We start from the raw sequence: 13,626 nt of genomic DNA, 5'->3' as shown, positions 1-13,626 counted from the left end.
ACAAGTTGGTAAAAGGGAGCGAGAGTACAGCTATACAACAATCGGAGGAAGTGAAAATACTTGCCAGCCGTTTGATGCATTTGCATTATTGTGACAGAGATTTTAATAGTGTGGCGGAGTTATTTGCGCCTCAGTTCACTTGGATTGGCGCGGGAGAGGAACAGTATATAGCAGGGCGTGATAATGCCGTTGAAGCTTTCTCGGGATTTGAAGGGGCTATCCCGGAATGTGTTATCTGGGATGAGGAATACGAGGCCATTGAGTTGGAGCGGGGAATCTATGTCGTGTCGGGACGTATGTGGATTGCTACGGCGCCGGGGGTCGAAATGTACCTGAAGGTACATCAGAGAGTGACCTTTGTATTTAAGGAATTTGAGGAGGGACTGTTGTGCTCCCATATCCACTGTTCCAATCCGTATCAGGAGATGATAGGCGGGGAAGCGTTTCCTGACAAAATAGGGAAACAGTCTTACGACTATGTTCAAGAACGGCTGAAGGTGCTGGAGGCAGAAACGATACAGCAGAACCGTCAGCTGGAAGTCATCATGTCATCTATAGCGGGCGGGCTTAAAATCAGCAACGATGACGACACCTATTCCTTTGCTTTTGTTAGCAAGGAAGCCGCGGCACTGTTCGGGTATACCGTGGAAGAATTCATGGAGGTTACCGGCGGGACGGCAGTGGGGGCAGTGTATCCGCCGGATCTGGAACATGCCCTTGCCGACTGTGAAGAGGCTTTCCGGGACGGCGGCCTTTCCTATGCCACGCGCTACCGCATCCGTTGTAAGGACGGCAGTCTGAAATGGATTATTGACAGCGGCAAAAAAGCACAGGATTCGGAAGGTAATTGGATGGTCAACAGTCTGTATCTGGACGTGACACAGGCCGAAAATGACGCCCAGCGTCTAAGGGAGCAGACACAGCTTCTTAACAGTATTTACAATTCCATCCCTTGTGGTATTATCCGGTTTGTTCATGGCCATAACGGAGAGTACAGATTGATTTCTATCAACCGTGCCGCTCTGTCACTGCTGGGGTACAGCAGCCGTGAAGAGGGAATGAAAGACTGGAATGGCGGGGTGATGGGCAACGTTCTGGAGGAAGATCAGGATATGCTGAGGCAGACTTATAATATGCTTCACGAAGAGGGGGACCGGCAGGACAGAGAGTACAGGGCGAGGTGGCGTGACGGTTCGCTGCATTGGCTGGAATGTACAAATATGATCGTGGATTTTACCGAGAGTGGAGAGGCGGTTATCCAACGGACAATCATTGATATAACTGAGCGGAAAACGCTTCAACAGCAGTTGGACAGGGAGCAGGAAATGTACCGTGTGGCAATGGAGTCCAGCTCTGACGTCATGTTTGAGTACCTGATGGATGAGGACCGGTTCATCGCTTATGAACCCCAGCCGGGGCAGGGGGTCATCCAGAGGGAGATTCCCGGATATACCCATGTATTAGCGCAGGGCGTGATCATACATCCTGAAGATGTCCAGATAGTGGTGGACAATATATGTAACGGCAGGGCTGAGATGTTCGAGGTCCGGCTTCAGCGTCCGGAAAGTGACGTGGGCGATTATCGCTGGCACCGGGTGAGCGGACGGCTTATCGCCGACGGGCACAGGCCGGGCCGTGTGGTGGGGACAATCCGCAATATTCACAGCATGAAGGAAACACTTTCTGAAAATAGTGAGCGGCTGCATATGAGCCAATCGGCTCTTCAGGCAATCAGCGGAGTGTTTGTCAGTATCTTCTATGTGGATTTGAATAAAGACCAATATTATGCTGTGAGACTTCCTCAGGCCGGCGACAGCATGGAATTTCCGAGGGTAGGCAAGTATTCTGCCGATTTATGCAGCCGTCTTTTGTATTATACGGAGGAAGATAAAAGAGAAAAAATGGCGGAGCTCTGCGGCAGGGAACGTCTGCTTGGGCAGTTTTCTGATATAAGCGGAGATATGCAGATGGAGTTCAGGCAAGATGCCAAAGACGGACTCAGCACGTCATGGCTTCGTCTGGAGATTCAACCTATCAATATAGAAAATTCTGACATTAGAACGGCCATTATCACGCTTCGCAATGTCAGTGAAGAAAAGAAACTGGAGCTGGAGTACCGGGAAGAAGAGAGGGCTGCCAAGCGCGCGCTGGAGGAAGCCTATGAGGGGGCGAGGCACGCCAACCTTGCCAAGTCGGAATTTCTCTCCAGAATGAGCCACGATATCCGCACGCCGATGAACGCGATTATGGGGATGGCCACTATCGCGGAAAATTATTTAGATAACAGAGAGAAGCTTATGGACTGTCTCGGTAAGATACATGTATCAGGACAGCATCTGCTAGGGTTGATTAACGAAGTTCTGGATATGTCAAAGATTGAGTCGGGCAATGTCAGCTTAGCCGAGAATCGTTTTTATTTCAGTGACATGGTGCATACAGTAGAGCAGATTATGCGCCCTGACATGGAAGCGAAAGAGCAGCAGCTTACGGTGAAGATTGATATAAAGAATGATTTGGTGTACGGGGATACGATGAGAGTCCAGCAGATTCTCCTGAATCTTCTATCCAATGCTATGAAGTATACACAGGATGGGGGATATATTACGCTGAGTGCGGCAGAGAAGACCTCGGCCAGAAATGGAGTCGGTTGTTTTGAGATTGTGGTGGAGGATAATGGTATCGGCATGCCGCCCGAATTTTTAGACAATTTGTTCGTTCCTTTTGAGCGGGCAGAGGACTCCCGTGTGGCTCAAGTACAGGGAACCGGGCTTGGCATGGCAATCACTTCCAATCTGGTTCAGATGATGAATGGCACGATAGAAGTCGAGAGCAAAATAGACTGTGGCTCTAAATTCCGTGTGACTATTTTCTTAAAACTTGTGGGAGAGGAGAAGCCTGCACAGGAAGAAACAGAGTGGAACAGCAGTACCAAGAAAACGGAATTTAAGCCTGATACTTGCATCCTGTTGGTGGAGGACAACGACATCAACAGAGAAATTGCACAGGAACTGCTGGGGATAGCGGGACTTCAAACGGTGTGCGCGTCAGACGGTAAAGAGGCGGTAGAGCGGTTCAGGGACAATCCTCCGGGGACTTATTCATTGATATTGATGGATATTCAGATGCCGGTCATGAATGGGTACGAAGCGTCTATGGCAATCCGGAAAATGGGACAGGATGGGAAGCGACCCGACGCGTCTGACATTCCGATTATTGCGCTTACTGCAAATGCCTTTGCGGATGACGCCTATCGCAGCAGACAGGCGGGAATGAACGAGCATGTAGCCAAGCCTTTGGATATTAAGAGGCTTCTCGAGGTGCTTAGGCACTGGATAGACTGACAGCAGCCGGATATTTAATATCTGGCGGGGATGGGATGAAGGAAGTGGATAAGTGGATAAAACGATAATCATAATTAGCTTTACAGAGTCCGGCAGCCGGCTGAACGAGACATTGTGCAGGAAGCTTGCCGGTGGGGGAAACGCCTGCGAAGGGTACTGTATAGAGCGTTTGGCGGAGAAACACGGGCTTTTGAAACTTCCCGAGGATGTAAGTACGTGGATTGGCAGTTTATGGGGACGGGCAGCGTTCCTTTTCATCGGTGCCGCAGGGATTGCCGTGCGCTATACGGCACCGTGGGTGCGGGATAAGTTCACGGATTCCCCGGTGGTCGTGATGGATGAAAAAGGCTCGTTTGCAATCCCACTCCTGTCAGGCCATGTTGGTGGTGCGGTGGAAATTGCAAGAAAAGCGGCGGAATGTACAGGGGCTGTGCCTGTAATCACGACAGCTACAGACGTACAGGAAAAATTCGCGGTCGACGTTTTTGCCACAAAGAATGGACTGACAATCAGCGATAGAAAGATTGCAAGAGAGATATCCGCCTCTATTCTGGATGGGAGTGAGGTGGGCATATTCTTCCATGAGGAAGAGCCATTCAGAGATTTGAAGGAGCAGTTTTTGACTTGGGGAGCAGAGGGAGTGTATATCTGCAGTTCCCTGAAGGAGCTGGAGCATTATGTGTACGGAATCGCTGTGGCAGATTACCACACTGCGAGAGCGCTTCAAGAAAAAGGAGGTACGAGAAGAATCCTTTTCTTGTGGAAGGAAGGCGAGAACACTTTGGCATCAGATGAGCTGCCTCAAAGTCCGTCCGGAATCGTCGTGGGAATAGGCTGCCGCAGGGGCGCCAAGAAGGAACTGCTGGAAGCCGGGCTTTGGAAGGTGCTAGAAGCCAATGGCGCCGGGATAAAGGACGTGGCTGCCTTTGCCAGCATTGACTTAAAAAGGGATGAGGCGGGAATTCTGGAGCTTGTGGACAAGTATGGCATACCCTTTTATACCTATTCGGCGGAGGAACTGCAGGCCGTAAAGGAAGTCAGCAGCCGCTCAAAGTTCGTGCGTCAGACGGTGGGCGTGGACAATGTGTGCGAGAGAGCTGCGCGGCTTGCCTGCCCACGGGGGCGTCTGATACAGCCGAAACTGTGCACGGAAGGCGCTGCATTTGCGCTCGTGAAAAAATGTCTGCGCATTTTGATTTTCGCGGGCACGACGGAGGGCAGGCTTGTGAGCGAAAAGCTGGCAGGACTGCCGGTGGATATCTGGGTGAGCACGGCCACGGAATACGGAAAGGAATGTATCCTGTCCGGCGCTTCGCCGGAGGCAATCCATGTGACCGCGGGCAGAATGGATGAGCAGGCGATAGAGAGCTTCATAAGAGAGCAGGACATCCACCTTGTAGTGGACGCCACCCACCCCTATGCCTGTGAGGTGACGAAAAATATCAGCGCCGCCTGTACGGCCTGCGGGACGGCGTATTTGCGCTGCCTGAGGGAACAGGGCGGCATCGGCGGAAAAGCCCGGGAGCGCATGGTCTGGAAAAAATCTGTGGGCGAGGCGGTGGAGTATTTGAAGGCGACGGAGGGCAATATCTTCCTATCTACCGGGAGTAAGGAGCTGAGGCGTTACACGGAGATACCGGACTACCGGGAGAGGTGCTATGCGAGGGTGCTGTCCACGAAAGAGGCGGTGGAGGCCAGTGTGGCGCTGGGATTTCAGGGCGCCCATCTGATTGCCATGCAGGGGCCCTTCTCAAAGGAAATGAATACGCTTATGCTGCGGGAGACGAAGGCCAAATACTTTGTCACAAAGGAGAGCGGAAAGGCCGGGGGATTTCTGGAAAAAGCAGAGGCGGCAAATGCCACAGGGGCGGTTCTTGTTGTGATTGGAAGGCCAGAGGAGACGGGGATGAGCGTCGACGGGACGGTGGAATATATCAAAGGACTTCTCTGATTGCATAATTGTATGAGTTGTGATAAAATTCTACTCAGTTGATTTGCGAGGTGGAAGAGATGGATACAGGACTGATTCATATTTACTGCGGAGAAGGAAAGGGAAAGACAACGGCGGCCATAGGCCTTGCGGTGCGTGCTGCCGGCTGCGGCATGAAGGTTCTCTTTGCAAGATTTTTAAAAAATGAAGATTCCGGGGAGTTACGGATTCTGGACGCCATCCCGGAGATTGAGGTGATTCACCTTGACAAATCCTATGGATTTTATTGGACGCTCAAGGAAGAGGAGAAGGAGGCCGTGCGCGGCATGTACAGGAAGCTCTGGCGCACGATTCTTGAGAAGGTTAAGAAGGAATCCTATTCCATGCTTGTCATGGATGAGTTTATGGCCGCATACCGTTATGGATTGATAGAACAGGAAGAGGCGATTGCCTTTCTGCGGCACAAGCCGGGGCAGCTGGAAGTCGTTCTGACCGGCAGAGACCCGTCAGAAGAGATTCTGGAACAGGCCGATTATGTTTCTGATATCAGGAAGATAAAGCATCCTTTCGACGGGGGTGTGACGGCCAGAAAGGGGATTGAATACTAGCTTCTGTCCCACACGATTGTGGTGTAAAAGGGACGACAGCCCTTTCACATATAAGTAGATTCAGTTTCAGCAGACAATTTAAAAGAAAGCCGTCTTTACAGGCGGCAGAGGAAGTCAGGTGAGAATCCTGCACAATACCCGTTGCTGTATTGGAGGAATGGTATTCCATTAGGTCACTGTAAGCGTGCTTATGGGAAGGCGGAATATCGTGTTGATGCCTAAGTCAGAATATTCACTTTTAAAGGAAACTGGATGATTACGGGAATATGATCAGGTGTTTGCTGCAAATCTCTTTTGATTTTGTGGTGAGCCTGAAGTATTTCAGAAACTATCACAAAAGAAGGAGAGAAAACATGTCTAAAAAAGAAAAAATCTTACTGAGGGCGACAATCGCATTTGCTGCGATGTTCGCCTTAGCACCCGTTGCCAACGCGATGCACATTATGGAGGGGTATCTTCCTGCTGCGTTTTGTGTTGCATGGGGTGTAGTCTGCCTGCCATTTTTGGTGACTGGCTTTATTTCCCTAAAGAAAAAGTTAAATGAAAACAGAAAATCCATTACGCTGATCGCCATGTCGGGAGCGTTTATTTTCGTGATTTCATCCCTAAAGATTCCGTCGGTGACGGGAAGCTGTTCCCATATGACCGGGACGGGGCTTGGCGCGATTCTGTTCGGGCCGGCGGCTGTCAGCGTGCTGGGAATCATTGTGCTGCTGTTTCAGGCGGTGCTGCTTGCCCACGGAGGGCTTACTACGCTGGGAGCGAACACCTTTTCCATGGCAGTTGCGGGGCCGCTTTTGTCTTTTGGTATCTACAAGCTCTGTAGTAAATGCAAGGTGAATAGAAAGACAGCGGTATTTCTGGCGGCATTTTTGGGAGACTTGTTTACCTATTGTGTGACGAGCATCCAGCTTGCCGTGGCTTACCCGTCCGAAGCGGGCGGCGTGGCGGCCTCTGCGGTGAAGTTTCTCGGAGTGTTTGCGCCGACCCAGCTGCCCCTCGCGGTTATCGAAGGTATCTTGACGGTGGTCATTGTGATTGGTCTGGAGACGTATGCGAAGCCGGAGCTTAAGGCCATCGGTTTTTTGAAGGGGGCGAAGTAAGATGAGTAAAAATAAAAAGACTGTGATTGTGCTACTGATTGCTGCCGTACTGATTGCCGTGATTCCGCTGTTTGTAAAAAAGGGGGCGGAGTTCGGCGGATCGGATGACGCGGGAAGTGTGATGGTGGAAGAGGTTCATGGAGAATACGAGCCTTGGTTCACCCCGGTGCTTGAGACGGTGCTTGGCGGGGAGATTCCCGGAGAGGTGGAAAGCCTGATATTCTGCCTGCAGACCGGAATCGGAGTCGGGGTTATCGCTTTTTTCATGGGACGCTTTGTAGAGCGTAAGAAGTGGCAGAAGGATGAGGACGAGGTATGATTGCGGCAGATAAGCTTTGCTATCGCTCCAAACTCAGATATGTAAATGCGGGGGAAAAGTTCTGGTTTTCTGTCTTGACTATGCTGTTCCTTATTCTCAGCCGTTCTCTGTCCATGGCAGTACTTGTGCTCTTGGTAAATGGGCTTCTTACAGTGAAAAATGGAGGAATCGGACTCGGGTCGTATCTGCGTCTGCTGTCCGTGCCTCTTGTGTTTCTAATATTAAGTACACTTGCGGTGGTCGTGAATGTGTCAAAGGTTCCGCTGGATGCGTATGCGGTACCGGTGGGCGCCTTTTATATTACGGGGAGCAGGGAATCGTTGTTGTTCGGCATGCAATTAATCGGGACGGCGATGGCGTCCGTATCCTGTCTGTATTTTCTTTCTTTGCATACGACCATGACCGATATACTGGGCGTGCTGGAGGGGCTCCACTGTCCCCGGCTGTTGACGGAGCTGATGCTCTTGATTTACCGCTTTATTTTCGTGCTCATGGATACGGCTTCTGCCATCCTGATATCGCAGAAGGCAAGGCTTGGCCACCGGAACTTCAAGACTTCTATTCGTTCCTTCGGGTGGATGGGAGCCGGACTTTTGATGAAGGCATTTCAGCGCTCCAACGCACTTTATGATGCCATGGAATCCCGGTGCTATGCTGGGAGCATCCGTGTCTTGAGAGAGCAGCGCTCCGTGAAACCCGGCGAGGTGGGGGCTATCGTATGCTTTGAATTGCTGCTTCTCGGTATGACGATAGGGAGGAAACTGTGATGAAATCAGGGGAGAAGGATGTGATTATTGAGGCGAGAGACCTCTGCTATTCCTATGAGGAAGGGGGAGAGCGGGCGCTGAATTACGTGAACTTAAAGATTGAAAGAGGCCGCAAGGTGGCTTTTATGGGGGCCAACGGTTCGGGAAAGTCCACGTTCTTTTTATGCTGTAATGGAATCTTCAGGCCCGAGAGCGGCACTCTGTTATTTGACGGCAGGCCGGTGGAGTATACGAAACAGGGTCTGCTGGACTTGAGAAGGCGGGTGGGAATCGTCTTTCAGGACCCGGACAATCAGCTCTTTTTAGCCAGTGTGTATCAGGAAATCTCCTTCGGCCCCATGAATCTGGGGATGCGGGAGGAGGACGTGAAACGGGAAGTGGAGCAGGTCATAGAAAAGCTGGAAATCACGCCCTTTCGTGAGCGTCCCGCCCACGCCTTGAGCGGCGGCCAGAAGAAGCAGGTGTCCATCGCCGATGTGCTGGTCATGCACCCGGAGGTGGTGATTTTGGATGAGCCGGCGGCCGCTTTGGACGCAAAGCATGCCAAGATAGTGCGTGAGATCGTGGATAAGATGGCGGCGGAGGGAATTACCGTTTTGATGGCGACCCACAATATAGACTATGCGCTGGAATGGGCGGATGAGATAGTGCTGATGCAGGAGGGGCGTGTACTCTTGCAGGGAGACCCGGTCACCGTATGCCGGAATCAGGAGGCGCTTCAGATGGCCAATCAGGAGCCTCCGGCGGTATTGACGCTTTATAAGAAGCTGGTAGAAAAGGGTGTATTGAAGCAAGAGGGAAACGTGCCGCGCAGTCTGGCACAGCTAGGGAGGTATATCGATGAACAGGAGCAGGGATAAGAAGGCAATCCTGATGGTCAGCTTCGGCACAAGCCATCTGGATACATTGGAAAAAAATATTGCGGTGATAGAGCGGCAGGCGGCGGAGACGTTTCCGGACTATACGGTCTATCGGGCTTTTACAAGCGGGATGATTCTGAGAAAGCTTCAGCGGACGCAAAACCTGCACATCTGCACGGTGCGGGAGGCCATGGAGCAGATGCGCACGGAGCAGGTGACGGAGGTGCTCGTACAACCGACGCATATCATTCCCGGGCTGGAGTACGAGAAGATGCTTGCGGATGTGAAGGCTTATGGGGAAGATTTCCGGAGGATTACGGTAGGAGAGCCGCTGCTTATGAGCGGGGAAGACTACAAAAGGTGCGTGCGTGCGGTTATGGAGGAGATTACCCTTTCGGAGGGGGAAGCGCTGGTACTTATGGGACATGGCACGGAGCATCCGGCCAATGCGGCTTACCCGGTGCTGGAATATATGTTCCATTATCTGGGCTACGCTCAAGTGCTGGTGGGAACGGTGGAGGGTTCCCCGGACTTGGCGGAGGTGATGAAAAAGCTTCAGACTGCAGGCGTGCGCAAGGTGACCCTGCTGCCCTTTATGGTGGTGGCCGGAGACCATGCGAAGAATGACATGGCGGGCGAGGAAGATTCTTGGAAGGCCATCCTTTTGGAGGCAGGATATGAGGTGAAGACGATAGTAAAGGGGCTGGGAGAGCTTGCGGGCATCCGGGCGCTTTATATGGAACATATGCAGGCGGCGAAGGAGCGGTAGGCCCATGGAAGAGCAGAACATGGTATGGAAGAATCAGAAGCGGCTCAGGACGGGGTATACCACCGGGAGCTGTGCCGCGGCGGCAGCCAAGGCGGCGGCTCATATGCTGCTGGCAAGGGAGACGGTGACACAAATATCCCTGCTCACACCCAAAGGGGTGCGGCTGTATCTGGATGTGGAAGAGATACAATACGGGTCTGAGGAGGTATGCTGCGCCGTCCGCAAGGACAGCGGAGATGACCCGGATGTGACAAACGGAGTCCTTGTCTATGCGAAGGTTAGTTTTGCTGAGGGCGGCGGGCTTTGGCTGGACGGCGGAGAGGGCATCGGCAGAGTTACGAAGAAGGGACTGGAGCAGGCGGTGGGCGAGGCGGCTATCAACAAGGTGCCCCGCAGGATGATTCTGGAAGCCGTGGAGGAGCAGCGCAGGAAGTTTCACTACGAGGGGGGACTTCGTATCCTTATCTCCATACCGGAGGGCAAGGCGCTGGCAGAGAAGACCTTCAATCCGAGACTGGGGATTGCAGGCGGCATCTCCGTTCTCGGGACAAGTGGAATCGTGGAGCCAATGAGCGAAAAAGCGCTGACGGATACCATTTATCTGGAGATGAAGGTGCTGAAGGAGAACGGCCACAACTGGTGCTATGTGGTGCCGGGGAACTACGGCAGCGATTTTCTCACGCATACGCTGGGCTATGATGGGGGTCTGGCGGTGAAATGCAGCAACTATATCGGCGAGACCATCGACGACGCGGTCACGCTGGGGATGCAGGGAATCCTCCTGATCGGGCACGTGGGCAAGCTGATTAAGCTTGCGGCGGGGGTCATGAATACCCATTCCCGCCAAGCGGACTGCCGCTTGGAAGTATTGACCGCCCACGCGGCACTTGCGGGGGCCTCAAGCCGGACGGCGGCAAGTCTGATGAAATGTGTGACCACGGCGGAGGCCATCCATATCTTGAAGCAAGAAGGGCTGCTTTCTGCGGTCATGGAGACGGTGATGGAGCGGATTGAGTATTATCTGCGGCAGCGGGCAGGCACAAGCCTGCAAATCGGAGCCCTTGTATTTTCCCAAGAGGAGGGGATACTGGGGGCTACCCCGCTGGCGGAGGAGATTCGCATACAGATACAAAAAGGAGAGACATAGATGGAAGGAATATTTTATGGCGTGGGGGTAGGGCCGGGGGACCCGGAGCTTCTGACCTTGAAGGCGGCGCGGGTGATAAGGGACTGCGACGTGGTGGCATTTGCCGTGTCGTCACCGGAGCTTACGGAGCCGGTATACGAGGAGGCCAAAGAGAGCTTCTGCCCCGCATATCTTGCAAACTGTGTGGCGTGGCAGATTGTGCTTCCGGCTGTGCCCGAGATTGAGAAAAAGCCGAAGCTCTATCTGCCCATGCCCATGCGAAAGGACAAGGAGGCGCTTCGGCAGATTCACGATGCGTGTGCGGAGCGGACAGAGCGCCTGCTGCGGGAAGGGAAACAAATTGCCTTTCTCACACTGGGAGACCCCACGGTGTACTCTACCTGCCTGTATGTGCACAAGCGGCTGAAGCGGCGGGGGATGAAGACTTGCCTGATACCGGGGATTCCCTCCTTCTGCGCGGCGGCAGCGGCGCTGGATATGGGACTTGTGGAAAACCGGGAAGAATTGCATGTGATTCCGGCCTCCTACGGAGTGGAGGAGAGTCTGGAGCTTCCGGGCACGAAGGTGCTGATGAAGGCGGGCAAGAAGATGCCGCTCGTGAAGCAGGCGGTGACGGAAAAAAAGCTTGCAGTGCGGATGGTGGAAAACTGTGGAATGGCCGGGGAAAGAATCTGCCGTAAGGCAGAGGAGATACCCGAGGATGCGGGATATTACTCGCTGATTATCGTGAAGGAACAAGGAAGTCCCGCCGGGGAAGGCGGAGAGTAGGAGGCGGCAGATGGTTGTATTTGTAGGAGCAGGCTCCGGCGCGGAGGATTTGATTACGGTGAGGGGGCAGCGGTATCTGCGGGAAGCGGATATCATCGTGTATGCGGGCTCCCTTGTGAATCCACGGCTTTTGGAGGAAAAGAAGGAAGGCTGTGCGGTATATAACAGTGCGTTTATGACGCTGGAGGAGGTACTGGAAGTGATGACAGAGGGGGAACGGAGCGGGAAGCGGGTTGTACGGCTTCACACCGGAGACCCCTGCCTGTACGGCGCCATCCGGGAGCAGATGGACGCGCTGGAAGCAGCGGGCATTGCCTATGAGGTATGCCCCGGAGTCAGCTCCTTTTGCGGGGCGGCGGCTGCGCTTGGGGCAGAATATACCCTTCCGGGCATCTCCCAGTCGGTAGTCATCACACGAATGGCAGGGCGGACTCCCGTGCCGGAGGCAGAATCTATCCGCAGCTTTGCCGGGCATCAGGCTACCATGGTCATCTTCCTGAGTACGGGGATGCTTCCCGCTCTTCAGGAGGAGCTTCTGGCGGGGGGCTATCCGGGAGATACCCCGGCAGCCATTGTATACAAAGCCACATGGCCGGATGAGAAGGTGTGCCGCTGTACGGTGGACAGTCTGGCCCATACGGCGGAGCATGAAGGAATCAAAAAGACGGCGTTGATTGTGGTAGGCCGGGTGCTGGAAGGAGAATACCAACGCTCTGCGCTGTATCATCCGTCCTTTTCCACGGAATTCCGTCAGGCGTCAAAAGGAGGCAGGGATGAGTAAAATCTATGTGGTAGGACTTGGGCCGGGAGCAAGGAGTCAGCTGACGGCGGAGGCAAGGGAGGCGCTTTCCCGCTGCCCGGTGATGGTAGGCTATACGGTTTACGTGGATTTGATTCGGGAAACATTTCCGGAGAAACGGTATCTGACGACGCCTATGACGAAGGAGACGGACCGATGCCGCATGGCCTTCGAGGAGGCAAAAAAGGGCGTGGACGTTGCCATGATATGCAGCGGCGACGCCGGGGTCTACGGCATGGCCGGACTGATGTATGAGGTGGGACAGGCATACCCGGAAGTGGAATTGGAAATCATACCCGGAATTACAGCCGCCACAGGCGGCGCGGCGGTGCTGGGAGCGCCTTTGATGCATGATTTTGCGGTCATCAGCCTAAGCGACCTGCTGACACCGTGGGAGAAGATAGAGAAGCGGCTTCTGGGGGCGGCCATGGCTGATTTTGTCATCTGCCTTTATAATCCTTCCAGCAAAAAGAGACGGGATTATCTGAGAAGGGCGTGTGATTTGCTGCTTTCTTATAAAAAAGAGGACACGGTGTGCGGGATTGTCCGCAATATCGGTAGAGACGGCCAGTATGCAAGGGTGCTGCCGCTCAGGGAATTGCGGGAGACGGAGGTGGATATGTTCACCACGGTATTTATTGGAAACGAGCAGACGAGAGAGATAGGCGGCAAGATGGTGACGCCGAGAGGGTATCGGGATGTGGAACGAGGAAAATAAGACAACAGCATTATATTTGGTGGGAATCGGCATGGGCAGCAAAGCTTCTCTCACCGTGGAGGTACAGGAGCTTCTGGAGCGCTGCGACTGTATCGTAGGCGCAAAGCGGATAATCGAGTCTCTTGGGGCATTTAAAAAGCCTGTGTTCTGCGCGTACAAGCCGGATGAGATTCTGGCATTTGTAAAAGCCAATCCACAGTATCGGCGGATTGTGGTGGCGCTGTCGGGAGATGTGGGCTTCTACAGTGGGGCGAAGTTACTTAGAGAGGCGCTGAAGGAATATGTGGCCGGGACATTTCCGGGGATTTCTTCGGTAGCTTATCTGGCGGCGAAGCTTGGAATCGCGTGGGAGGATGCGGCCCTTGTCAGCGCCCATGGCAGGACACAGAACTTTATCCACACCATTGCCCACAGTGAAAAGACCTTTCTGCTCCTTGGCGGGGAGGACTGCGGCCGGATGCTGGGGGAAAAGCTTCGGTACTATGGACTTTCGGACG

The 13,626-nt window shown here is 53.4% G+C and carries 13 protein-coding genes and 1 riboswitch; all 13 genes read left to right on the top strand.

The features are described 5' to 3' along the window. Positions 1-5 precede the first annotated feature (5 nt). Positions 6-3,341 carry a hybrid sensor histidine kinase/response regulator gene (locus tag BN6465_RS13480; protein WP_066736133.1) on the top strand — a complete coding sequence of 1,112 codons (3,336 nt, stop codon included), beginning with the start codon at positions 6-8 and terminating at the stop codon, positions 3,339-3,341. Positions 3,342-3,393: 52 nt separating this feature from the next. Further along, positions 3,394-5,292 carry a precorrin-6A reductase gene (gene cobK, locus BN6465_RS21470; RefSeq protein WP_082891714.1) on the top strand — a complete coding sequence of 633 codons (1,899 nt, stop codon included), beginning with the start codon at positions 3,394-3,396 and terminating at the stop codon, positions 5,290-5,292. 59 nt (positions 5,293-5,351) lie between these two features. Beyond that, the gene (locus tag BN6465_RS13470; protein WP_066736131.1) at positions 5,352-5,879 is read left to right on the top strand and encodes a cob(I)yrinic acid a,c-diamide adenosyltransferase; all 528 of its coding nucleotides are present in this window, start codon (positions 5,352-5,354) and stop codon (positions 5,877-5,879) included. Positions 5,880-5,944: 65 nt separating this feature from the next. After that, positions 5,945-6,133: riboswitch (cobalamin riboswitch) on the top strand. 99 nt (positions 6,134-6,232) lie between these two features. Next, positions 6,233-6,982 carry an energy-coupling factor ABC transporter permease gene (locus tag BN6465_RS13465; RefSeq protein ID WP_066738661.1) on the top strand — a complete coding sequence of 250 codons (750 nt, stop codon included), beginning with the start codon at positions 6,233-6,235 and terminating at the stop codon, positions 6,980-6,982. Position 6,983: 1 nt separating this feature from the next. Next, positions 6,984-7,301 (top strand): energy-coupling factor ABC transporter substrate-binding protein, encoded by a 318-nt coding sequence (locus BN6465_RS13460; RefSeq protein WP_066736129.1) that lies wholly within the window; start codon positions 6,984-6,986, stop codon positions 7,299-7,301. Continuing rightward, positions 7,298-8,068: a cobalt ECF transporter T component CbiQ gene (cbiQ, locus tag BN6465_RS13455; protein ID WP_066736127.1), complete on the top strand. Its 771-nt coding sequence runs from the start codon at positions 7,298-7,300 to the stop codon at positions 8,066-8,068. Before BN6465_RS13460 ends, cbiQ begins: the two co-directional genes overlap by 4 nt. Next, positions 8,068-8,928 carry an energy-coupling factor ABC transporter ATP-binding protein gene (locus tag BN6465_RS13450; protein ID WP_066736125.1) on the top strand — a complete coding sequence of 287 codons (861 nt, stop codon included), beginning with the start codon at positions 8,068-8,070 and terminating at the stop codon, positions 8,926-8,928. The genes cbiQ and BN6465_RS13450 overlap by 1 nt, the downstream gene beginning before the upstream one ends. After that, positions 8,909-9,697, top strand: a complete 789-nt coding sequence (locus BN6465_RS13445) for a sirohydrochlorin cobaltochelatase (RefSeq protein WP_066736120.1) — start codon at positions 8,909-8,911, stop codon at positions 9,695-9,697. The genes BN6465_RS13450 and BN6465_RS13445 overlap by 20 nt, the downstream gene beginning before the upstream one ends. 4 nt (positions 9,698-9,701) lie before the next feature. Beyond that, positions 9,702-10,844 (top strand): cobalt-precorrin-5B (C(1))-methyltransferase CbiD, encoded by a 1,143-nt coding sequence (gene cbiD / locus BN6465_RS13440; RefSeq protein WP_066736119.1) that lies wholly within the window; start codon positions 9,702-9,704, stop codon positions 10,842-10,844. After that, positions 10,845-11,612 carry a precorrin-2 C(20)-methyltransferase gene (cobI, locus tag BN6465_RS13435; RefSeq protein ID WP_066736118.1) on the top strand — a complete coding sequence of 256 codons (768 nt, stop codon included), beginning with the start codon at positions 10,845-10,847 and terminating at the stop codon, positions 11,610-11,612. Between the two features lie 10 nt (positions 11,613-11,622). Then, positions 11,623-12,393 (top strand): precorrin-4 C(11)-methyltransferase, encoded by a 771-nt coding sequence (cobM, locus tag BN6465_RS13430; protein ID WP_066736117.1) that lies wholly within the window; start codon positions 11,623-11,625, stop codon positions 12,391-12,393. Continuing rightward, entirely contained in the window at positions 12,386-13,129 is a 744-nt protein-coding gene (gene cobJ / locus BN6465_RS13425) for a precorrin-3B C(17)-methyltransferase (protein ID WP_066736114.1), read from the top strand. The genes cobM and cobJ overlap by 8 nt, the downstream gene beginning before the upstream one ends. After that, the coding region (gene cbiE, locus BN6465_RS13420; protein ID WP_066736113.1) for a precorrin-6y C5,15-methyltransferase (decarboxylating) subunit CbiE at positions 13,110-13,626 on the top strand (517 nt) is incomplete at its 3' end. The genes cobJ and cbiE, both read left to right, overlap by 20 nt.

The sequence above is a fragment of the Bariatricus massiliensis genome (assembly GCF_900086725.1).
GTDB classification, from domain to species: domain Bacteria; phylum Bacillota; class Clostridia; order Lachnospirales; family Lachnospiraceae; genus Allocoprococcus; species Allocoprococcus massiliensis.
The sequence above is the reverse complement of the archived record's forward strand: the minus strand, read 5'-3'. Positions and strand labels throughout refer to the sequence as shown.